Origin of the sequence: Burkholderia sp. AU28863 (assembly GCF_002223195.1) — a bacterium.
GTDB classification, from domain to species: Bacteria; Pseudomonadota; Gammaproteobacteria; order Burkholderiales; family Burkholderiaceae; genus Burkholderia; species Burkholderia sola.
In genome coordinates this window covers 805913-827802 of the sequence record NZ_NKFE01000008.1, presented here as the reverse complement: position 1 = coordinate 827802, position 21890 = coordinate 805913, and the positions used below count along the sequence as shown (strand labels likewise).

Genomic DNA, 21890 nt, shown 5'->3' with positions numbered 1-21890 from the left:
CGCCTAGTACATTTTTCGGGGCGGCAACAGGCGCTTCGCCTGCAAGCGCTGTCGGGCAACGGCGCTGGCTTTTTTCCGCTTGCGCTCCGTCGTCGGCTTCTCGTAGCTCGTGCGGCTGCGCAGCTCGCGAATCAGCCCGATTTTCTCGATGTCGCGCCGGAATCGCCGCAGCGTGACATCGATCGGTTCGTTCAGCTTCGGCGTGATTGTCGTCATGTAGATCCTGTCTGGAAAGAGGGGGGAACGGAAAGCTAGCCGAGCCGTGTCATGACGGCGCTGGCTATCTCGTCGGATTCGAATTCCGAATAGCCTGCGCCGATCGATAGCGCACGGACCGCCATGAACATGTGCAGCTCGGGTTGATGGCACATCGCAGAATCGGCGATTCCGGCCGGCACGGCGGTGTCGATCCGGGTGACTTCACGCCGGCTGATCAAGCCGAGCAGTTCGTCGATGATCATTTCGACCTCCAAAGTACCGAAAAGGTGTATGCATTGACGAGCCGCGTCAGCACGCGCTGGCGAAGAATCCCTGTTTGCCGCGATTGTCGTCGATGATGTTCTCGGCATAGCGCACCGACGCTCGACGCGCGTCGCCGGCGTTGTCGAATGGCGATGCGTCGCCCAATCTGAAGGTCTGGCTCTGCGTCAGCGTATCGGTGGTGCCGCGCAGGCAAATCTTGACCGCCGCGTCGAATCCGGCGTCGTAGTTATGCGGGCAGCCGTTCAGCGCCGGCACGTGAGGATAGATGAGTGGATAAATCTCGAATCCACGATAGACGTGCATGCTCATGACGAACTCCTGGCGTTCGGCCACGACGAGTCGCATGGGCGAACACATCCGGCCAGTATTCCCGTTATGGGGGGCCGATGGGTGAAGGGGACAACGTTGCAGCGCGAAGGAGGGGCGATGCAGCAAGCGGGTGGGTGGAGGGGCGAACGGTCAAAGGACGGCTGATCGCGCGGATGGACCCATCATACGCGCATCGTCTGCCGAGCGGTCGATTTATTCCAGGCGGCGCAGGCACGGCGGCACGCGCGGCGCCGGCGTCAGAGCGTCGTCAGCAACTGCAACTGACGTTCAGTCTCGTTTCCCGCGACCAGCGAAAAGAACCCGGTCTCGCGACGTTCGACTACCGTGAGCCCCTCGCTGTCGGAGAAGACGTTCCACGCGCTGTCGTCGACATGGGCGATCGCGCCGCGCGTGCGCGCGAATGCCAGCAAGAGCGGGCTCGCCTGGCGGCGCAGCACTTGACGATCCGCGTTCAACACATAGGGTGGCCAACCGGCCCGAAGGACGAGATAGTAAGGAATGGAGCCGGGATCGATTGTCATTGGCGCGGTTTCATGTGTGGGCCTGCGTTTGCCGTCCGGCTGCATTCGGAACGGTATCGGCGAAAGCGTGCGATGGCGCGACGGGAATTCGCCGTGTCGTGCTTTCAGTTTATGCGTTGAACCGCTCGATTCGCAGGATATCGTAACGATGTCCCGCGGCGTCGGTCCGGCGACGAGGCGATCCGGCCGTCAGGTGGAGCGCGCGCTCCACGCGTCGAGTGGAACGGCCTGTCGCGGAAGCGTTGTAGCGATATCTACTGAATTGCAGTGCTCGTGACGGCCCATTATGCTGCCGTCATGAATCCCGCCCCGACGCCCTGGCTCCTGTTGATCGTCAGTCTGCCGACCTCCGGCGCGACTGCCCGCATGCGCATCTGGCGTACCGTCAAGGCGCTCGGCTGCGGCGCGTTGCGCGACGGTGCCTACCTGTTGCCGGCGCATGCCGAGCAGGCGGCGCAGTTGCGCGAGCTGGCCGACGACGCGCGTAACGGCGACGGCCACGCGTGGCTGCTGGATGTCCGTGCGGACGATCCCGCGGACGAAGCAGCGTACAAGTCGCTGTTCGATCGCGCGGGCGATTACGCAGACTGGCTGGCCGAGCTTTCGGAGGCCCGCAAGACGCTGCCCGACCTGACGGCAGCCGATCTCAATCGCCTGCAACGCCGCCACGCGCGCACGTACGAGGCCATTCGAAGCATCGATTTCTTTCCCGGTGAAACGTCGCTGCGCGCGCACGCGCAATGGCGGGATTTCACCGCCGCGATCGAAGCGCGGCGCTCTCCCGGCGAGCCGCATGCCGCTCAACGCGGCATTCCCCGTCGCGACCCCGCGCAGTATCAGGGCAGGCTGTGGGCGACGCGCCGTCACCTGTGGGTCGATCGCGTTGCCAGCGCGTGGCTGATTCGGCGTTTCATCGATCCGCATGCGCGTTTCGTGTGGCTGGACAACCTCGCCGATTGTCCGGCTGATGCGCTCGGCTTCGATTTCGACGGCGCTCCGTTCACGCACGTGGGCGATCGCGTGTCGTTCGAGGTCCTGGTCGCGAGCTTCGGGCTCGGCGACGACGACGGACTCGTCCGGCTGGGGGCCATGGTGCATGCGCTGGACGTGGGCGGCGCGACCGTGCCGGAAGCCGGCGGATTCGAGGCCATTCTCGCCGGCGCCCGCAAGCGTCTGGCTGACGACGATGCGTTGCTGATGGAGATCGGCGCGGTACTCGATTCGTTGTACGTGCATTTCCGCGGCAACCGCAAACCCTGACCTCGCTGCCCGCCTCGACATGAATACACATCGCGACCGTCCGGCCTATACGCTGTGGCAACTGATCCTGTACTTCGCGTGGCTCGGCGCGACGGGTTTCGGCGGGCCCGTCGCGCTGGCCGGCTACATGCATCGGGATCTCGTGGACACGCGCCGCTGGATCGCGGACGCGGACTACAAGGAAGGCCTGGCGCTCGCGCAGCTGGCCCCCGGCCCGCTTGCCGCGCAACTGGCGATCTATCTCGGCTACGTGCACTACCGGATCGTCGGCGCCACGATGGTCGGGATCGCGTTCGTGCTGCCGTCGTTTCTGATGGTCGTGCTGCTCGGCTATGCGTACACGCGATTCGGCGGCCTGACGTGGATGCAGTCGGTGTTCTATGGCGTCGGCGCGGCGGTGATCGGCATCATCGCGATCAGCGCGCGCAAGCTGACCGTGAAGAGCATCGGTCGCGACAAGCTCCTTTGGGCGATCTACCTCGCGCTGGTCGCCGTGACGGTGATCACCGAATCCGAAGTGGCGTGGCTGTTTCTCGCGGCGGGCCTGCTCGTCTGGTTCACGCGCGCGCCGCCGAGGTGGTTGCGCCAGCGGCGCGTCAATGCCGCCGTGGCGTTGCCCGTGTCCGCCACCGGCGCATGGCTCGGTATCGTCGACTGGCCGCAGCTCGCGCAACTCGCCGTGTTCTTTGCGAAGGCCGGCGCGTTCGTGTTCGGCTCGGGGCTCGCCATCGTGCCGTTCCTCTATGGTGGCGTCGTCACCGAGCACCATTGGCTCAACGAGAAGCAGTTCGTCGACGCCGTGGCGGTCGCGATGATCACGCCGGGCCCGGTGGTCATCACGGTCGGATTCATCGGCTATCTGGTGGCGGGACTGCCGGGCGCGTGCGTGGCGGCGGCCGGCACGTTTCTGCCGTGCTATCTGTTCACGGTGTTGCCGGCGCCGTACTTCAAGAAGTACGGCAGGCTGCCGGCGATCCTGGCATTCGTCGACGGCGTGACGGCCGCCGCCGTCGGCGCGATCACCGGGTCGGTGATCGTGCTAGCGCGGCGTTCGATCGTCGACGTGCCCACCGCGTTGATGGCGCTCGCGACGATCGTGCTGCTGGTCAGGTTCAAGAAGCTGTCGGAGCCGGTGGTCGTCGGCGGGGCCGCCGTGATCGGCCTGATCGTGTACCCGCTGTTGCATCACTGATCGTGGAGGCCGCCATGCAATGGATTACGCGACAACGTCCGAAAATCGACCGGGTAGCGTGCCCCTGGCTCATTGCCCGTTTTATCGACGAGACGCCCGAATTTCTGTATGTCCCGCCGGGCGACGTGCTGCGGATCGCCGACGAGACCGGCGCGATTCCGTACGACATTCCGGGGGTGGAATTGACGCACGTCGGCGAGCAATGCAGCTTCGACGCGTTTCTCGACAAGTATGGTCTGGCTGACGATCGGGCGTTGCAGCACATGGCCCGCATCATTCGCGGCGCGGATACGTCGCGGCTCGACCTGACGCCGCAGTCGAGCGGCCTTTATGCGATTTCGCTCGGACTGTCGGACATGTTTGCCGACGATCACGCGATGTTGGAGCACGGTCTCGTCATGTACGACGCGCTATATGCGTGGTGCAGGCATTGTCAGGCCGAAGGCCATGCGTGGCCGCCGAGGATGGCGGAGTGACGACGCGGAGAACGGGGAGATTCGTCGAACCGTCCGGCTCCGTCGACAGATGAAAAATGCCCGCGATGCGCGGGCATTTCGTCAACAGTTGCCTTTCTTGGCCTGTCCCGGCGGACAGAATCCGTTCCCCGGCCCGCCTTGCGGCGCGACCACGACCGGTGGGCCCGGAACATAGGCGACGCACCCGCCGAGCGCGCCGACCATGCTCGCCGCTGCGAGCACTGCGATTACCCCTTTTTTCACTTCGTTCTCCCGTTGATAGGAAAGGGCCGTTCGGCCCTTTCGATGATGCGGTCAGCGCGTCAGAAACTGAAGTTGACGTTGGACTGACTGGTCGTTGCGTTGACGTTCGCCGACTGGGTCGCGCCCGATGCCGCGTCGGCCTCGATCGTATATTGGCCTGCGGCGGCCGGCGCTGCGGCCAGCGCGACCGGCAGCGAGCCCGAGTAAGTGCCGACGATCGGCGCAGCCGCGGGCACGGACAGCGCATAGGCGCCGGTGTCCATGTTCGCGTTGATCGACGTGATCTCGTAGGCGTTCGCGTCGATCGTCTGCAGCGCGCGCACGAAGGCGTTCGCGCTGGCCGTGACCGTACCGCTGACGGTGCTCATCGTCGAGGCCGGCAGCGTGATCGGTGCGCTCGACGCCGACACCGCCGTGGTCGTGTTCACGACCACCGGAACCGAGCGGACGATGCCCGACGCGAAGTTGTTCTGCACGATCACGACATCGTAGTTGCCCTGCGTCGAGCTCTGGATCAGCGGCGACAGCACGAACTTCCCGGAACTGTCGGCCACCGTGCCGCGGACGACCTTGCCGCCTTGTTCGGCATAGACGGTCGCGCCGGCTTCGGCGGATGCGACGTAACCGGAGATCGCGCCGCTCACGACGGTCGGGATCGCGGTGACGACGGGTTTCAGTGCGTACGAGCCGTTGCCGCGCTGGACGATCGACTTGCATGCGTTGAAGTCGAGCACGAGATCGACGAGCGTGTTGGGCTGGACCGTGAACGGCTGGATGATCTTGTAGCCGCTTTGGGTCGCGCTCGGCGTGGCGAGCGCCTGCTCCGTGCCGCCCGTCGGGACGACCGAGTTGGCGAGGGTGTTGCCCTGGTTCTGCGCGAGCACCAGCCGGACTTGCTGATACTGGCCGGCTGGCAGTGCGGTCTGGCCGAGATCGGCGAGCACGCCGTTGGTCAGCGACAGCAGGTCGATCTTCTGCGGCGTCGCGAGGGAAACGGTCGACCAGCCGGCGTCGTTGTCATTGGCGTTCGGGTTGGCGTTGACGCGGACTTGCGAGACGGTGACGTACACGTGGTCGAAGCCGCACGATGGCGCATCCGTCATTGCGACGTGCAGCGTGCCGGTTTGCGTGCCGCCACCGTCGTCGCCGCCGCCGCAACCGGCGAGAATGAATGGTACGAAGGCAGCGCACAGGGCGCTCTTGATCATGTTGTTCATATGTCACCCCCAGTGGGATCGTTATTGTGGGTGACGGAAGAATAGCCGGGCCGCAGCTCACTATCTGGGTAACTTTGAAACGAACGGTAACTATTTGTTCGATCGGTAAATCTTGGCCGGCATGGATGTCGCTTCGGCGCACGCCGGGCGGGTGGCGAAGGCGATTGCGTCGTACGGCGCAATCCCTTTCGTCATACGTTATCGCCAGCTTTGCCGGCTGTAACACTGAGTTGTCGGTAAGGGAGGGCCCTTCGTGACGGCAATCTGGCAAGATGCGTCCACCGACTGGAGACAGGGTATCCCATGCACATCGCGATCGTAACCTTCCAGGGCTTCAACGAGCTCGACTCGCTCATTGCGCTCGGCGTGCTCAATCGGATCAGGAAGCCCGGCTGGCGGGTCACCCTCTGTTGCCCCGAGCCTGCCGTCACGTCGATGAACGGAGTCACCGTGCATGCGCAGTCGACGTTGGCGGACGCTTGCACGGCCGATGCCGTCATCATCGGGAGCGGTATTCAAACCCGGGAAATCGTCAACGACGCGGTGCTGATGGCGCAGTTGAAGTTCGACCCCGCGCGCCAGCTCATCGGCGCGCAATGTTCGGGCACGTTGGTTCTGGCGAAGCTCGGTTTGCTCGGCAAAGTCCCGGCGTGCACCGATCTCACGACCAAACCGTGGGTGATCGAGGCGGGCGTCGACGTCCTGAATCAGCCGTTCTTTGCTCAAGGTAACGTCGCCACGGCGGGTGGCTGCCTGGCTTCGCCGTATCTGGCCGCGTGGCTCATTGCGCGGCTGGAAGGTGAGGACGCCGCGCGCGGCGCGCTGCACTACGTCGCGCCAGTCGGGGAGAAGGACGAGTATGTTTCCCGCGCGCTGGCGAACCTCAAACCCTACTTGCCCTAGCTCGACAGTCAATCCATCGCGGCGAGCCGCGACCGGCGAACTGACGGGCCGCCGTGCCGTTCGTCACCGGCGTCGTCTCCAGCACGGGTTCACGCGAATCGCGCTCGATGGAGCGTGCCTCGCCATTAGCCCGGACCATCGCTCGCGGCCGCGAGAAGCGGCACGACCAGATCGCTGATCGGCGTCGGAATGCCGTGCGTTCGTCCGTATCGCTGTATGACGCCATTCCGGCAGTCCCATTCGAGCGGACGGTTGCCCTGCCGGTCGGCAAGAATCGACGTCCCCAAATCGGGCGGAAAGCCGTGGAATCCGTCGACGATCTCCTGCGGCACTTCATCGCCCAGCTTCGCACCCTCCGCACGCGCGACCTCGAGACATTCCCGCAAGTACGCGAGCGACAGGTCGGTGATGTCGCTTCGCGCGAACATGCCGGCGCGGCGACCGGTCAGTACCATGAGCCCCGCCACGGCGTTCTGCAACAGCTTTCGCCACGCGAGCGAGATGAAATCCTCCGCCACCTCGGGCGAGCACCGCGTGCCACGCAAAGCCGAGACCACCACGTCGCTCGCCGGCGTATCGGGCAGGGTGAGCCGGGGCTTGCCCCGCAGCCACACCGACGTGCCCGATTCGCGTTGCGCGGGAAACCAGACGACCGACGGCACGATCGTGGCGCCGGCCGCGTACGGTGCGAAGGCGGCTTTCTGCTCGACGCCGTTTTGCAGCACGCAGACGACGGTATTCGCGTCGCATAGCGCGGAGACCCACGGTGCCGCGCTCGCGATCTGCGTCGACTTGACCGCAACGAACACGAGATCGAACCGGTCGTGGACGGCTTGCGGATCGGTCAGCACGGGCCCGGGCACGACGATCTCGCCGCCGTCGAAGCGCAACGTCAACTGCTCGTGCGCCGAGCGGCCGCAGATCACCGGCGTGCGGCCGGCTTCATGAAGGGCGGCGGCGACGGTCGTTCCGATTGCGCCGGGACCGACGAGGGCGACGCTCGGGTAGTCAGGCTTCGTCATGGCGTTCATCCTGTGAGTGGTCTGTCAGATGCGGGCGCAGTGCGAGCGCGAGCGGAAAGATCGCCAGCGCGGTCAACGCGGTCGCATACGTGGCGCCGTGCACACCGATCCTGTCGCCCAGGAAACCGTAGAGAACGGGCGAGATCGCGCCCGATGCGATCGTGCCGGTATAGAAAATCGCGAATGCGCGCTCGGTGCGCTCGGGTGCGGACATCTCCGGGACGGTTCCGTACAGTACCGACGACGTGCCGTTGAGCATCATGCCCAGAATCGGCAGCAGCACCATGGTAAGCGTCAACGGAAGATATATCACCGCGACGATGCACGCCGCCGTACCGCCCTCGGTGAGCAGCACCGTCCTCACCGTCCCCATGCGCGCGCCGAGCCAGCCGCACGTGAATTTGCCGGCCGCACCGCCAATGAAAACGAGTGCAAGCGCCGTTCCCAGCAGTTGCGGCGAAACGCCCTTTGCCTTCAGCAGGAAAGGCAGGAAGGTAAGCAGTCCCATGCGTACGGCCGTATCGAGCACGCCGATGGAAAACAGCGCGGAGAATCCGCTTCCGCCGGTGCCACTGTGTCGAGCGGACGTTTGCTCTTTTGCCGTTGCCTGCGCGGCGGCGCGGGGCACGGCGGGAAACCAGAGCGCGATGCCGGCGGCTACGACGCAGCCCAGCCCGGCGACGATCCATAGCGCATGACGCCACGGCATCATGGTCACGAGCAGCGAAATGGCGGCCGGCAGCGCGGATTTCCCCAGATCGCCGGAAAAGTTGTAGATGCTCAGCGGGCCTCTCGCGTCGCGCCCGTAGACACGGGAGACGGCGCCCGACGCGATCGGATGCTGCGTGCTGGAGCCGCCGCCCGAGATCGCGAGCGCGACGCCCAGCCCGAGCAGGCCACCCGACATGCCCGCGATCGCATAGCCGAGCGCGGCGAGCAGCGTACCGATTGCGAGCGTCGCGCCGCTGCCCAGACGTTGCGCGACACGCCCCGCGGACAACTGCAGCGTCGCCATCGTGCCCGCATAGACGCCGCGCAGGATAGCCAGGGCCGCAAAGTCGAGCCCGAATTCCGACTGCCACACGGGTAGCAGCGCGTAGATCATGTCCGTATAGCCATCGTGTATGGCGTGCGCAACGCAGGATAGCCACAGCACGCGCGGCCTCGACGGTGCAGTTTCCCGCACGACGGGAGGGGAAAAAACGGGCAAGCGCATTGTCATTCTCTCCGTACGAGCGGTGAATGAAAGGCGCTCGCGGTATGGTTTTCAGGCTCGACGCGTCAATTCTATGACCGGGGCGCCACCCATTTCAATTGAGCTAAAATCCCGTCAACAGAGAGAAAAAGTCACGTCATGGACGAAAGCCGAGGTGCTTCGAAGCACCGGGACGAGTTGCCTCCGCTCAATGCGCTGCGCGCTTTCGATGCGGTCGCGCGGCACGGCAGCTTCGCCGGAGCCGCGGCGGAACTGCATGTCACCCACTGGGCCGTCGGAAAACAGATCAGGTTGCTGGAAGACTGGTTCGGCCTGCCGTTGTTCGACCGCCGTCCGCGTGGCGTCGTGCTGACCGACGAAGGAGCCGCGTTGCTGAACGACGTCAGCCACGCGTTCGAGCGCCTCGGTACCGCGGTGGTGCGGCTGCGCCACAACCCGTTCGCGCACCGGATATCGGGCGTCGTGCGGGTGAATGTGCCGATGAGCTTTGCGCTGTGCTGGCTGCTGCCGCGGCTCGCCGATTTCCATTCGCGGTACCCCGACATCGACGTCAGGGTATCGACGACGTCGCGCAAGCTGCGCTATGTCGCCGACGCTTTCGATATCGGCGTTCGCTCCGGTTCCGAGCAAGGCGCGGGCGTCGTCTCGCGTCCGTTGATGCCCGACCCGCGTATGCCGGCTTGCAATCCCGCCGTGCTGCGCCGGCATCCGATACAGAGCGTGACCGATCTGCGTCATCACACGCTGCTGCATTCGGCCACGACGCGTGCCGCGTGGTCGCACTGGTTGAAGGAAGCGGGCGCGCCCGATCTGCGAGCGGCGCGCCATGTCGAATTCGATCATGTGAATCTTCAGCTTGGCGCGGCGATCGAGGGGCTCGGCGTGGCGCTGGCATCGCTGCCGCTGATCGGGCGCGATCTTGCCGAAGGGCGCCTCGTGTGTCCCATCGCATCGCCCGTCTGGCGTGCGGACGACTACATGCTGGTGACGAATGTCGATCGCGCCGACGATGCGGCCGTGTCCGCGTTCGAGGCGTGGATGGAAGGCATGGCGAGTCAGGAGGGCGGCTAGGTTCGCCGATCAGGCCGGGCGAGGTACGACACCGGAGCCATGCCGCCACTGCTCCGGTGTCGCGAGTCGGCGATCAGAAGCCGTGGAACATGCCGATGTTGACCTGAACCTGGTTGCCGCCCGACGAGGTGTTGCCGAAGTCCGCAGCGGAAGCCTGCGCACCCTTCGCATGCACGTAGGCGCCCATCGCATACAGCGCGGTGCTCTTCGACAGCGAGTACGTTGCACCCAATGACACCTGGTTGATCGAGGCCATCGTGCGACCTTCGGCGGCTTGCGTGGGCGTGGCTGCGGAACCGTAGACATACGTGTAGCCGGTCGCCAGCGACAGCGCCGGCGTGACGCGGTACTGCAGCAGCGCACCAAGCACGTTGAAGTGGATCGACGGCTGGCCGTCGTTGCCCTTGTACTGGGCGTTCGAGTAGCGCAGGCCGGCCGTATACGGCCCCACCTCGTATTGCGCGGCGACTTGCGCGATGCCCGCGCTCTTGAATGCATTGCCGCCGTTGTAGCCCGAACTCGGATAGCCGAGCGCGCCACCGAAGCTCGGTTGCGCCGTTGCGTTCAACCATCCGTTCTCGCCCTGGTTGGCCGCACGGAAGTAGCCGCCGGCGACCGTCAGGCCACCTTGAGCGTAGGTCGCGGCCGCCGACCACGATTGCCCCGAACCCGTTGCACCGGCCACGCCGCCGAACGAGTACGCGGCTTCGGCCTGGAAGCCGTGGATGATCGGCGAAATGTACTTCACCGCGTTGTTCTGGTTCGTCGTGTTGTCGTTGTTGTCGACGTCGCCTGGCGTCGAGAAGGTCGACGCCGAAATGGCGTCACCCGTCAGGACCTGAACCATTTCCGTCACGGCGTCGAGTTGGCGCCCCATGCGCAACGCGCCGTACTGATTGGACGCAAGGCCCACGTAAGCCTGGCGGTTGAACAGCGAACGCGTGGAACCGATCGGCCCCTGGCCGCCTATGCCGCCTGTCCCGATGTTGAAACCATTCTCGATCTTGAATACCGCCTGGAGGCCGCCACCGAGATCCTCCTGCCCTCTGAGGCCCCACTTGTTCGAACCCGCGGCGCCGCCATCGAGGCCGTACCTGCTGTGGCCATTGATGTTCGACGTGTAACCGATACCTGCATCGAGCATGCCATACAGGGTGATCGACGACTGTGCCATTGCTGCCGAAGATGCTGCGAAGGCGGCAACAGCGATAACGCTGATGTTGATTTTTTTGTTTTTCATCTGCATTTCACGGTCAGGAGTAGTTTCGGGATGGGGTGAAACGGCTTTTGTCGTATCCGGATGCAGCGGACGGTGCATGGCCTGCGCGTCGTCTCGGTCGCGATGGCCACCGTCATGTTCGCCAAATCGGCATGCGAGATCAGCTCACTTCGTGGTCCTTACAATTTCCCTTGCTCGGTTGTCGCATCGGCCATCCTTGCGGACTGGCCAAGCGTCCGGTTCAGCCGCTGGCGGCGGGCGCCAATACGGCCTGGCCGCACTTTGCAAGTGCAAAGACCATATCAGGAACATAAATTCTGGTCAAAATTTGTTTGATATAAGTTAATCTCGTCTGATTGCGGGGCGCCTTACGGGATTTCCCTTACAAGCGCCGGCACGAAGGCGACGTGTTATCGCGATCCGCGCCATCACGCTGATGATCTCGACTACGGCAAGCGAATTCGGATTGGGTGGGGTGGGGAGCAATCACCGGCTTCAAGAGGCCGGCCACGACGGGCGACGATCAGGCAATACCGGTTGTAATCGTTCCATTTATTCCCGGATTGCAGTAATCGAAACGGAAAAGGCGATTGTTGAGTATCTGTTCGTATTGGCCGCCAGCGGGTTTTTCGCATGTCGCAGTGCGTCGGAGGGTTTTACGCGGGCGAACCGGCTCATGCGGACGCCGGGCGAACCGGTTTTCCGGGTCGGCAGCCAGCGCCTGACATCGGCCTCCGATTCCAATCGAACGTCAATCGCGGACGAAACTCAGCATTCGATCCGGCGTTGCATTAAATAGAATTTCATGTCGTCGCGGCCATGCATTGAAATCGGTATCGGGTCCCGCTCAAAGCCGAGCATTTCATAGAATGGATATGCCGATTCGCGCGCCGTGCACCAGAGCAGGACGCCACGCTGTTCGCGCACATGGCGAATGGACAGATTGACCAGCAGGCGTCCGAATCCCAGGCCGCGTACCGACGGATCGACGGCCATGCCGCGAAGGCGCCACATTTCAGTGTTCAAAGCGCCGGATTGTGCTTCTTTACACACCGATGCCACTGCAACGATCCTGTCGTTGTCACGAACGGCAAAGTGCATCGTCGTGGGGGCGTGATCTCCGTGTAACGCGCTTCCCTCTTCATCTCCGGCCATCAGGATTGCGGCTCTGAGGGGATAGGTTTCTTCCGCACGGACGGCACAGATGGTAAAGCGCACATCTTGTGAAGTCATATAATTATCGGCTCTCTTCGTAACGCGGATTTTCTTCCAATTCTCTTTCGGCATACCCACTCGCAAAATTAGCAGTTGCCGGGCATGGCGAGTAAGGGTAATTTCCTACCTGTTTCTTTTTTTGAATCATACGCTAACTGCGATCACAGATGACGTTGAAAGTATCGACAGATGCAGAACTGGCCTACGACGAGATCCGATCGAGGATCTTTGACGGCCGTCTTGCGCCTGGGCAGAAAGTATCTCACCGAGGCCTGTCGGACGAACTGGGTTTCGGCCAGATGCCGGTGCGCAGCGCATTGCATTTGCTCGAATCCGAAGGGCTGGTCGTCGTGGTCGAAAAGAGCGGCACCTATGTCGCGTCGCCGACTACCAGCGATCTTCGCGAAATTTTTGAAATGCGGCTGGCCCTCGAGAGTACCGCAGCGTTTCTTGCAGCGAAGTCGGGCGTAACGGCGGGCCTTCGCGAGGCCGCGGCAAAAATGCAGGAGCTGATCGAACGGGACGTCGCGGACATCATGCTCGAGCAACGTATCGGTTGGGTGTTTCATCAAGAGTTGTTTGCTGCCGCACGGAACGTCCGGATCTCGTCGGCGTATGGTTTATTGCGGGCCCAGACCTTGGCCCTGAACGAACTCCCGCGTGGCGACGCGGAAACCGTTCGGCGCGGCACGATCGAGCACCTGCACATCTTTCACGCAATCGAAGCGAACGACGGCGAGCTTGCGCGTCAGCATATGTGGAATCACATCGTTGACGGCACGCCGGCACGGATAAAACTGCTAAAGGCACGGCATGAACACGAAAAATAAAGGGCTTTCCCTCCCGATGCAAATGTTTGGCGGACTTGTGCTGGGCGTCGCTTGCGGCGTGTTCGCACCGGGCTTCGCCGCGAAGCTGGGCTTTCTCAGCACGATGTTCGGCCACGCGATCAAGATGGTCGTCATGCCGCTGATCTTCCTGTCGGTCACGGTCGGGGTCTTTCGCGCGGGCCGGCTGCGCGAGCGGCTCGGAAAGGTCGCGCTGTCCAGTATCGGCTTCTTCGTTCTTATGACCGGCCTGGCTGCCTCGTGCGGCCTGCTGCTCAACTTTGCATTTCGACCGGGTCTCGGGGCGAGCCTGACTCACTCCGGATCGATGCCCGCGGCGCTCGCGTCCAGCATCGACTGGACGAAATTCCTGGTCGATTTGATCCCCGCCAACATCGTCGCTGCGCTTGCCGCGGGGAATTCGCTCCCGGTGCTCGTTTTCGGCGTCATTTTCGGCGCCGCATTGTCGGCCGCCCCGGAGCGTGCCGAGCCTGCGATTGCCGTTTTCGAGGCGCTGCTGTCGGGGCTGTTCAAGATGATCCAGTGGGTGATCGCCTGGTCGCCGCTCGCGATCTTCGCCGCGATCGCGCAGCTGTTGTCAGCGAAGGGCTTTACAGGCGCGCACTCGCTCATCGAACTGCTGGGCGTGGCCTATCTCGGCATGGCGATTCTGGCGGTGGTGCTCACCATCGTCATTCGCGTCGCCGGTCAGTCGCCGCTCGCCGTGCTGAGAAAAGTGAAGGAACCGCTGATCCTGGGGTTCACGACACGTTCGTCCGAAATTACCTACCCGTTGCATCTGAAGAAGCTGGTTGAACTGGGCGTGCCCTACGGCGTGGCGTCCACGATCTTGCCGCTTGCCTATATTTTCAATCGCGACGGCGCGGTCCTCTACACGGCCCTCGCGGTCGGGTATCTGGCCGACGCCTATCACCTCGTCTGGTCCTGGCCGCTGGTGATCACGATCTTGATTTTGACGATCGTCACCATCGACGGAGCTGCCAACGTGCCGTCCGGCGCGATCGTCGCGATCACCATCGTTCTCACGTCGATCGGGTTGCCGGCCGATGCGGTGCTGCTGCTGCTGGGCGTCGACGCCTTTTTCGACATGGGGAGAACCGCCCTCAACGTCTACGGAAGCACGGCGGCCGCCGCCGTGGCGGTGAAGCTTTCCGGTTCGGAGAGTACGGCCGCGGAAACCGTGACGGGGCGGGCAAGCGTGTAGGGGCTCCGGAAGCGACGGGCGGTGCGCGTTTCCATGTTGCGCCCGCCTGTTGCAAGGCGCTGGCGTATGTCCACTCGAGCATCCAGGCACCGCGACGAGAGGGCATTGGATGAGCGAGCGTCTTCATCAAGTTACAGTGAGTAGAACGACGTATCGTTGCAGGAGAAACATGATGATTGGTTCAGAATCCGCAGATTTTTTCATGCTGCGTTTGGGCACGCCGCATCCGTCGTGGACATTCACCGATGACAGCAACATGATCGGCATTGTCGATTGCGACGGGGTGGTGAGCGCCATGTTCGAGCTGGATCGCAACCAGGTCGCACAGATCAGAGGGCTGGGCCAATCGGTGGGGAGAATCAGGTGTACTTGCGAGCGCGCCGGCCGGGAGCTGCACTTTTATCTCCATGGCAGACAGGTGTCTCAAGGACTGTGGGCCGGTGTCGCGTCGGCCGATCCCGACTATCTGCCGACCGACGCGATGATCGCAACATGGGAAGGGCCGAATCCCGGCGAGGCGTTCGAGCTTGCGGGCGTGAGCGCTCGCCTGGCAGCATCCGTTAGCCCGGCCTGAACTGCGATCACAGATTGTTGCGCGGGGTCGAGCCGGGCGTCCCGATTTTCGGGGCAGGTCGTTGGCCGTCCCCGTCCGTTGGTACACGTACGCCGTTCAATGTATGCGGTTCTGGCACACTCAACCTCGGATCGCCAGAACCTTTTGCTGGCCAGCTTACTGGCCAGCGTTTTTTATTCGTTGAGCCGATCGCGTCGGCTCGCTTGCTTCGCGCTCGCCGATCGAGGAGAGGCGTGCCGCCGAAGTCCGTGTTGAGCGAAGATGTCCGGAGTCAGTTCATGTAAGCGCAAGGCATCGAGGCGCGCTGACGAGATCACGCGTTCTCGACGCCCGGCGGCGCGCCTGGCCGGGCCGAGCGCTTGCTTCCTCCCGCATCTCGTCAGCCAGTGACGACGGCCCCGGCCTTCTTCCCCGTCACGCGCGCCGACGCCGGTGCCCTCGTCGCGATCCGCATCGCCGCGATCCGCGACAGTCTCGAGCGCATCGGCCGTTTCGATCCGCAGCGTGCGCGCGACCGGTTTCCCGCGTCGTTCGCGCGGCGCGATGCCGCTTCATCGAAGCCGACCATTCGCGTGCGCGCTTCTACACGCTTCGTCCGATGGCGGATGACCGGCTGCTCGACCACCTGTACATCGTGCCCGCGCATCAGCGGAGGGGCATCGGCGCCGCCGTGCTGCGCAAGATCCTGGCCGACGCCGACGAACATCGAATGCCCGTTCGCGTCGGCGCATTGCGCGGCAGCGATTCGAACCGCTTCTGCGAACGGCACGGCTTCGTGCAAACCGACGAAGCGGAACGGGACATCTACTCCCGGCGCGAACCGGGCGCGGCAACGACGCAGCATTCGCGTGATGCATTCCGGTTGAAATCGACACGCGCGCATTAGCGTTTCCACCAATGCGGAAAACGCGGCCCCGGCCGATGTTGCAGAGAGGGCGTAAATAATTGATCCGAGGCCGATTATGACGACATCTGCAACAAACGGCGTGAACGCCGTGCCGCCCGAAACGTCCGACACCGCAGCGGCATCCGGCGACGCAACCCGCGTACCGTCGATCCTGCTGGTCGACGACGAACCGAACGTGCTGTCCGCGCTCAGGCGCGTGTTCCGGCCCACCGGCTACGACATCGTGACCGCCGACAGCGGCGAGGCCGCGCTCGAGATTTTGGCGTCGACGGAAATCGACCTGATCGTGTCCGACATGCGGATGCCGCACATGAGCGGCGCGGAATTCCTGGCGCGCGCGCGGGAGCTGTACCCGGACACGATGCGCATTCTGCTGACCGGCTATGCGGAGATCGCGTCGGTCATGCAGGCCGTCAACGAAGGCGGCGTGTATCGCTACCTGAACAAGCCGTGGGACGATCACGACCTGCTGCTGACCATCGAGCACGCGCTGGAGCAGCGCCGTCTGCGCCGCGAAGCGGCCCGGCTGGCGGCGCTGACGGAAGCGCAGAATGAAGCGCTGCGCCGTTTCAATACGGATCTCGAAACGCAGGTTCGTGCGCGAACGGAGGAGCTCGGCCAGACGGTGATGTTCCTCGAAGCGGCGCAGAGCGACCTGAAAAGCAGCTTCACGGCGATGGTTCAGGTGTGCGCAAGCATGATCGAGCTGCGCTGCGGGGCCGCGAGCGGGCATGCGATGCGGGTCGGCGAGATCGCGCGCCGGCTCGCGCTTGCCGCCGGGATGAGCGAACTGCATGCGCAGGACGTCTATTTCGCGGGGCTGTTGCATGGCATCGGCAAGCTGTCGCTGCCGGACGAATTGCTGCGCAAGCCGCTCTCGCGGATGACGACGGACGAGCACCGCGTGTTCCAGGAGCATCCGCTGCGCGCGCAGATGGTGCTGACGCCGGTCGCCCAGTTGCACAAGGTCGCGTCGATCGTGCTGCACCAGTACGAGCGCTTCAACGGTCGCGGCACGCCCGACGGTCTGGTCGGCGACGCGATCCCGGTCGGATCGCGGATCGTCGCGATCGCGCGCGATTTCGAAGGGCTGCGCCACGGCGAAATCGGTGCGCCGCATTCGATCGAGCAGGCGATCGACGTGTTGCACTCGCAAGCAGGCGTGCGTTACGACCCGCAACTGGTCGCACGCTTCGTCGAGTTGATGCGGGATCCGGAGAGTCTCGGCATCGCGGCGTCCGTCGCCGAAATCCGGTCGGCTCAACTGCGCGAAGGGATGGAGCTTGCCGACGATCTGCGCACGCATCGCGGCGTGTTGTTGATGACGAAAGGCAGCGTGATGTCCGCGCACCAGATCGAACTCGTGCGCCGCTTCGAAACGCGGGAGGGCACGCCGTTCGACATTCTCGTGCTGGCCCGTCCGGCGGGGCAGACGCACGCTCCCAACGCAGGCGCGCCGCCGGCCTGACGTCGAACGTCGGCCCGATGGCCGCGGTGCGCGCGACTGCCCGTACCGCGGCGATGCAATCAACCCGTTCCGGGCGTCCGATCATGCATGGCATCTACAACCTTCCGCTCGTCCTGCTGTCGCTCGCGATCGCGACGCTGGCCTCCTATACGACGCTCGACCTCGCCGCGTTCATTTCGCTGCTCGACAATCCGAAGTTGAAGCGCGCATGGCTGGGCGGCGGCGCGGCGGCGATGGGCACCGGCATCTGGTCGATGCATTTCGTCGGCATGCTCGCGTTTTCGTTGCCGGTGCCGCTCGGCTACGCATGGCGGGAAACCGGCGCTTCGCTCGCGATCGCGGTGCTCGTATCGTATTTCGCGCTGAATGTCGTCACGCGCGCACGGCTGGGCTGGCGGCGGCTGTGCGCGGGCGGTGTGCTGATGGGCGGCGGAATCGCCGGCATGCACTACACCGGGATGGCCGCGATGCACATGCAGCCCGGCATTCGCTACGATGCCGCGCTGTTCGCCGCGTCGATCGGCATCGCGGTGATCGCGTCGACCGCCGCGCTGTGGATCGCGCAGGCGCTGCGCATGCAGCAGGCACGCTACGCGACTGCGCAACGCATCGGCGCGGCCGTCATCATGGGCATCGCGATTACCGGCATGCACTACACGGCGATGGCGGCCGCGCATTTCGCGCCGGATGCGCGGTGCGGCGCCGCGAACGGCGTCGACGCGCCGTGGCTCGCGACGACGGTCGCGTTGTTCACGATGGCGACGCTGGTCGTCACGCTGCTGGTGTGCCGTTTCGATGCGCGCACAACGTTCCTGCGCGGGATGACCGACACGCTCGAACGGCTCGTGCGGTTGCGAACCGGCGAGCTCGAACGCGCATTGCATCGCTACGAGCAGACGACGCAGATGCTGCAACGCACGCGCGAGAACATGGCGACCGAGATCGACGAACGCAAGGCCGCGCACGCGCTGCTCGAACAGGAGAAGGACGAACAGCGGCGCCTGCTGCATGCGCTCGAGGAAACGCACGAGCAATTGCTGCAGTCGGAAAAGCTCGCGTCGATCGGCCAGCTCGCGGCCGGCGTCGCGCACGAGATCAACAATCCGATCGGCTTCGTCAGCGCCAACCTCAATACGTTGAAGACGTGGGTGCGCAGCCTGCTCGACGTGGTCGCGGCGCATGAGGCCACGCTGCCGCAGCTCGATCCGGCCACCCGCGACGCGCTGGCGGCCGTGCACCGTGCCGCGGATCTCGACTACGTCCGCGACGAGATCGCGATGCTGATCGACGAATCGATCGACGGCGCGCTGCGCGTGCGGCGCATCGTGCAGGATTTGCGCGATTTCTCGCGCCCGGCCAGCGACGAATGGAGCGTGGTCGATCTGCATGCGGGCCTCGAGAGCACGCTCAACGTCGTCCACAACGAGCTCAAGTACAAGGCCGACATCGTGCGCGATTACGGCGATGTCCCGCAGGTCGAATGCCTGCCATCGCAGTTGAACCAGGTCTTCATGAACTTGCTGGTCAACGCGGCGCAGGCGATTCCGGAGCGCGGCGTGATCACGATCCGTACGTCGAGCGACGGCGATCAGGTATCGATCGCGATCAGCGACACCGGCGCCGGCATGACGCCCGACGTCGTCCGGCGGATCTTCGATCCGTTCTTCACGACGAAACCGGTCGGGCAGGGCACGGGGCTCGGGCTGTCGGTATCGCACGGCATCGTCGAGCGTCATCGCGGCACCATCGACGTGACCAGCGAGCCGGGGCGCGGCACGACCTTCCGGATACGGTTGCCGGTTCGGCGTGCCGGCGACCGCGCGAACGCGGCGGCGCTGGAGCAGCGGGCATGACGACGCGATGGCGGCCAGCGCGAGCGTCGCGCGTCACGCCGGTCGCTTGCGGCACTGACGACGAAAGAAATGCCAGAGCATCGCGGTCGCGTCCGGCCCCGTCGCGGAATGAAATGGTTCGCCCGGATCGCCGCCGCTCCATGCATGCGGCAGCCCGCGGACAATGCACACCCTGACGACCAGCCGTCCACCCTTCACATAGTCGATGTAGTCCGCATCGTCCTGCGCGTAGCTGCGTTGCTCGCCGACGCGGATCGCTCCGTGTTCGTCGACGAGCCGGTTGAGCCGCGCGAACGCGATGCCGAGCTGCGTCGCGTTCCGGTCGGTCACGACCGTATCGAGCCGGCCATGGATGACGAAGGCCGGCATGCCGGGATAGGATGCGACGTCGACGCATGCGTCGAGCGCGTGAATCGGATCGTCGCGGAGGCCGCGGCGCATCAGGTTCATCGCGGCCATCGTCGACGACGGCGGCGCGACGGCCGGCCCGGAGTGCAGGCCGACGGCCGCGAAGCGGTCGGGATAGCGGAGCGCCAGCGCCGCTGCGAGCCCGGCGCCGGCGGACATGCCGGCCACGTAGATCCGGTCGCGATCGAAGCCGTGGCGCCGGACGATGGCGTCGATCAGCGACGCGACGGACGCGGCTTCGGACTGGGTCGCGTCGCCATGCCAGTGCCAGCAACGGTGCGCATGGGCGGTTTTGGCCTGCTCGGGAAACAGCACGGCGAACCCCGCCCGCTCCGCGAGACGGCAGATGCGCGTACCCGCGGCGAACGATTCGGCGGTCTGCCTGCAGCCGTGCAGCATGACGACGGCCGGCATGCCCGCTGTCGTCACGGGCGCCGCGGGAAGATACAGCGCGTACGCCAGATGGTTCACGAGCCGGCCTGCGCTCGGGCCGGACGAATGAAACGACCGGAGCCAGGTGCCGGGCGGCCGGGCCGACAGGGCGCGTGCGGTGCCCTGCCGTTTGGCGGCGCGCGCGGGGGCGGCCGGCTTGGCGGGCCGTTGAGCGAGCTTGGCGGCGGTTTTTTTTGCGGCCGGCCGCGGCTTGCCGGCGCGCTTCTTCGGACGTGCACCGGCCGCCGCTGAAAACAGTTCAAGATGCCGCAACCAGAGGCTGGATTTTTTCCTGGGCATGTGCAATCTCGTGCCGGCGGCCGGCCGTGACAGGAAGCGGCGGCCGATCCCACCGTCGGATGGAAGTCGAACGGGCGCGAAGCAAGGTTCGTGCTGCCGGTGTGGCGGCAGTCGAAAGGTGGCGCCCTTCGGAACCGGAATGACGCGAATCGATTATCGGCGATACTGGCCGCCCGACGTGACGGGCGTGCGAATCGAAGCCCGCTTCGGCTAACGCCGTGATTCACGTGATATCGTGCGGATCGACAGAAGATCCACCGTTCATTCCGTTGTGAGGGGCGACATGCGTCTTTCCGATTTCATCGTACGGAACATGGAACCGATCCTGGTGCAGTGGGAAGCGTTTGCCGCCACGCTGTTACCGGCCGCGAGGAACATGACCTCGCACGGGCTACGCGACCACGCGCGCGAGATCCTGACCGCCGTCGCCAGGGACATCGCGACCCCGCAGACGAGGGAAGCGCAACACGAAAAATCGCTGGGGCGCGCACCCGAGCCGGCGGACGCTCGCGAGACGGCTGCCCAGACGCATGCCGTTCTGCGCGCCCGGCGGGGCTTCAACATCAACCAGCTGGCAGCCGAGTATCGGGCGCTGCGTGCCAGCGTGCTGCGCCTGTGGATCGACGCGTGTCAGCCGGGCCCGATCGATATGGACGACATGATTCGCTTCAACGAAGCGATCGATCAAGCGCTGGCGGAATCCGTCGCTTTTTTTACCGAACAGGTCGAACAGGCTCGTAACTTGTTTCTCGGCATGCTGAGCCACGACATGCGCACGCCGCTGCAGACGATCCAGCTCACGGCGTCGTATCTTGCCGCGCTCCATGCGGGTGAGGAAGTTTCGGCGGCCGCCGCGCGGCTGATCAGAAGCGGTGGTCGCATGCAGGGCCTGCTCGACGATCTCTGCGATTTCAATCGAACCCAGCTCGGGCTGGGCATCAACGTCGTTCCCCGCCCTATCGATCTCGCGCACGTGCTCGTCAATGTGGTGGACGAGCTGCGGGCGGGTCATCCGGATCGCGAAATTACCGTCGATATACGTGGGGACCTCCGGGGTGAGTGGGACGAACAGCGCATGCAGCAGTTGCTGAGCAATCTGGTGAGCAATGCCGTCAAGTACGGCACGCACGATACACCGGTGCGGGTGGTGGCGACGACGACCGGCGCCGAAGTGGTCGTCGAAGTCGGCAACAGCGGGCCGGCGATCGATCCGCGCACGCTCGACCGTATTTTCGATCCGCTCGAGCGCGGGGAGGATGATCGTTCGCGTCGGACGGGGGATGATGCCGGTCTAGGGCTCGGGTTGTTTATCGCCAACGAAATCGCCAAGGCGCATCGCGGCCGGATTGATGCGCGGTCGGATCAGGCGGAAACCGTTTTTACGGTGCGGTTGCCGAGAGGCATATGAGGCGGGGAGCGCGGGCAGGGGAATGATTCGCCGGGCTTGCGGTCGGCGGTGTGGCGAGAGGCCGCTGTCGGCCAGGATCGATCACTGGTACTCGGTGCCAGAATCGTCGACACTCCGACG

21 protein-coding genes and 1 pseudogene are annotated in these 21890 nt (G+C 64.6%); 12 read left to right on the top strand and 10 right to left on the bottom strand.

Annotation, left to right across the window (positions count from 1 at the left end):
- Positions 1–3: 3 nt before the first annotated feature.
- The 4 genes from rpsU to CFB81_RS33560 form a co-directional block, all read right to left on the bottom strand.
- Entirely contained in the window at positions 4–216 is a 213-nt protein-coding gene (rpsU, locus tag CFB81_RS33575) for a 30S ribosomal protein S21 (RefSeq protein WP_069619878.1), read from the bottom strand.
- A 35-nt stretch (positions 217–251) separates the two neighbouring features.
- Complete coding sequence (locus CFB81_RS33570) at positions 252–461, bottom strand: hypothetical protein (RefSeq protein WP_069620108.1); 210 nt, start codon at positions 459–461, stop codon at positions 252–254.
- 46 nt (positions 462–507) lie between these two features.
- A complete protein-coding gene (locus CFB81_RS33565) occupies positions 508–792 on the bottom strand; it encodes a hypothetical protein (RefSeq protein ID WP_069620109.1) in 285 nt (94 codons plus the stop codon).
- 257 nt (positions 793–1049) lie between these two features.
- On the bottom strand, positions 1050–1334 hold the full coding sequence (locus CFB81_RS33560) for a hypothetical protein (protein WP_050013512.1): 285 nt from the start codon (positions 1332–1334) through the stop codon (positions 1050–1052).
- Between the two features lie 297 nt (positions 1335–1631).
- Between CFB81_RS33560 and CFB81_RS33555 the strand changes: the two genes are divergently transcribed.
- Genes CFB81_RS33555 through CFB81_RS33545 form a run of 3 tightly spaced genes read left to right on the top strand, consistent with a single transcriptional unit; the run spans position 1632 to position 4262 of the window.
- Positions 1632–2594: a chromate resistance protein ChrB domain-containing protein gene (locus CFB81_RS33555; RefSeq protein ID WP_089438183.1), complete on the top strand. Its 963-nt coding sequence runs from the start codon at positions 1632–1634 to the stop codon at positions 2592–2594.
- Between the two features lie 19 nt (positions 2595–2613).
- On the top strand, positions 2614–3786 hold the full coding sequence (locus tag CFB81_RS33550; RefSeq protein WP_069619879.1) for a chromate transporter: 1173 nt from the start codon (positions 2614–2616) through the stop codon (positions 3784–3786).
- A 14-nt stretch (positions 3787–3800) separates the two neighbouring features.
- On the top strand, positions 3801–4262 hold the full coding sequence (locus CFB81_RS33545; protein ID WP_069619880.1) for a chromate resistance protein ChrB domain-containing protein: 462 nt from the start codon (positions 3801–3803) through the stop codon (positions 4260–4262).
- A gap of 302 nt (positions 4263–4564) precedes the next feature.
- On the opposite strand, the gene CFB81_RS33535 is transcribed toward CFB81_RS33545, so the two are convergent.
- Positions 4565–5722, bottom strand: coding sequence for a DUF4382 domain-containing protein (locus CFB81_RS33535; RefSeq protein WP_089438000.1), 1158 nt, complete (start codon positions 5720–5722; stop codon positions 4565–4567).
- Positions 5723–6025: 303 nt separating this feature from the next.
- On the opposite strand from CFB81_RS33535, the gene CFB81_RS33530 reads away from it, so the two are divergent.
- A complete protein-coding gene (locus tag CFB81_RS33530) occupies positions 6026–6625 on the top strand; it encodes a DJ-1/PfpI family protein (RefSeq protein ID WP_089437999.1) in 600 nt (199 codons plus the stop codon).
- A 125-nt stretch (positions 6626–6750) separates the two neighbouring features.
- On the opposite strand, the gene CFB81_RS33525 is transcribed toward CFB81_RS33530, so the two are convergent.
- Together CFB81_RS33525 and CFB81_RS33520 are read right to left on the bottom strand one after the other, a co-directional pair.
- Positions 6751–7647 carry an oxidoreductase gene (locus CFB81_RS33525; protein WP_069619883.1) on the bottom strand — a complete coding sequence of 299 codons (897 nt, stop codon included), beginning with the start codon at positions 7645–7647 and terminating at the stop codon, positions 6751–6753.
- A complete protein-coding gene (locus CFB81_RS33520) occupies positions 7634–8863 on the bottom strand; it encodes an MFS transporter (RefSeq protein ID WP_069619884.1) in 1230 nt (409 codons plus the stop codon). The genes CFB81_RS33525 and CFB81_RS33520 overlap by 14 nt, the downstream gene beginning before the upstream one ends.
- Positions 8864–9001: 138 nt before the next feature.
- Between CFB81_RS33520 and CFB81_RS33515 the strand changes: the two genes are divergently transcribed.
- Positions 9002–9934, top strand: coding sequence for a LysR substrate-binding domain-containing protein (locus CFB81_RS33515; RefSeq protein WP_089437998.1), 933 nt, complete (start codon positions 9002–9004; stop codon positions 9932–9934).
- Between the two features lie 73 nt (positions 9935–10007).
- Here the strand turns inward: CFB81_RS33515 and CFB81_RS33510 are convergent, their stop codons facing one another.
- Positions 10008–11174, bottom strand: a complete 1167-nt coding sequence (locus tag CFB81_RS33510) for a porin (protein ID WP_069620111.1) — start codon at positions 11172–11174, stop codon at positions 10008–10010.
- A gap of 747 nt (positions 11175–11921) precedes the next feature.
- Positions 11922–12386: a GNAT family N-acetyltransferase gene (locus CFB81_RS33505; protein WP_069619886.1), complete on the bottom strand. Its 465-nt coding sequence runs from the start codon at positions 12384–12386 to the stop codon at positions 11922–11924.
- A gap of 149 nt (positions 12387–12535) precedes the next feature.
- Between CFB81_RS33505 and CFB81_RS33500 the strand changes: the two genes are divergently transcribed.
- From CFB81_RS33500 to CFB81_RS33475, 6 genes and pseudogenes are all read left to right on the top strand, one after another.
- Complete coding sequence (locus tag CFB81_RS33500; RefSeq protein ID WP_069619887.1) at positions 12536–13198, top strand: GntR family transcriptional regulator; 663 nt, start codon at positions 12536–12538, stop codon at positions 13196–13198.
- Entirely contained in the window at positions 13182–14420 is a 1239-nt protein-coding gene (locus tag CFB81_RS33495) for a dicarboxylate/amino acid:cation symporter (RefSeq protein ID WP_069619888.1), read from the top strand. Before CFB81_RS33500 ends, CFB81_RS33495 begins: the two co-directional genes overlap by 17 nt.
- Before the next feature lie 169 nt (positions 14421–14589).
- A complete protein-coding gene (locus tag CFB81_RS33490) occupies positions 14590–14994 on the top strand; it encodes a hypothetical protein (protein ID WP_089437996.1) in 405 nt (134 codons plus the stop codon).
- A 386-nt stretch (positions 14995–15380) separates the two neighbouring features.
- A pseudogene (locus CFB81_RS33485) lies at positions 15381–15880 on the top strand (GNAT family N-acetyltransferase).
- A 76-nt stretch (positions 15881–15956) separates the two neighbouring features.
- The gene (locus tag CFB81_RS33480) at positions 15957–17369 is read left to right on the top strand and encodes an HD domain-containing phosphohydrolase (protein WP_089437995.1); all 1413 of its coding nucleotides are present in this window, start codon (positions 15957–15959) and stop codon (positions 17367–17369) included.
- Positions 17370–17452: 83 nt separating this feature from the next.
- Positions 17453–19222 (top strand): histidine kinase, encoded by a 1770-nt coding sequence (locus CFB81_RS33475; protein ID WP_069620112.1) that lies wholly within the window; start codon positions 17453–17455, stop codon positions 19220–19222.
- Between the two features lie 33 nt (positions 19223–19255).
- Here the strand turns inward: CFB81_RS33475 and CFB81_RS33470 are convergent, their stop codons facing one another.
- Positions 19256–20362 carry an alpha/beta fold hydrolase gene (locus tag CFB81_RS33470; RefSeq protein WP_089437994.1) on the bottom strand — a complete coding sequence of 369 codons (1107 nt, stop codon included), beginning with the start codon at positions 20360–20362 and terminating at the stop codon, positions 19256–19258.
- Between the two features lie 283 nt (positions 20363–20645).
- On the opposite strand from CFB81_RS33470, the gene CFB81_RS33465 reads away from it, so the two are divergent.
- Complete coding sequence (locus CFB81_RS33465; protein ID WP_069619892.1) at positions 20646–21770, top strand: sensor histidine kinase; 1125 nt, start codon at positions 20646–20648, stop codon at positions 21768–21770.
- Positions 21771–21890 lie beyond the last annotated feature (120 nt).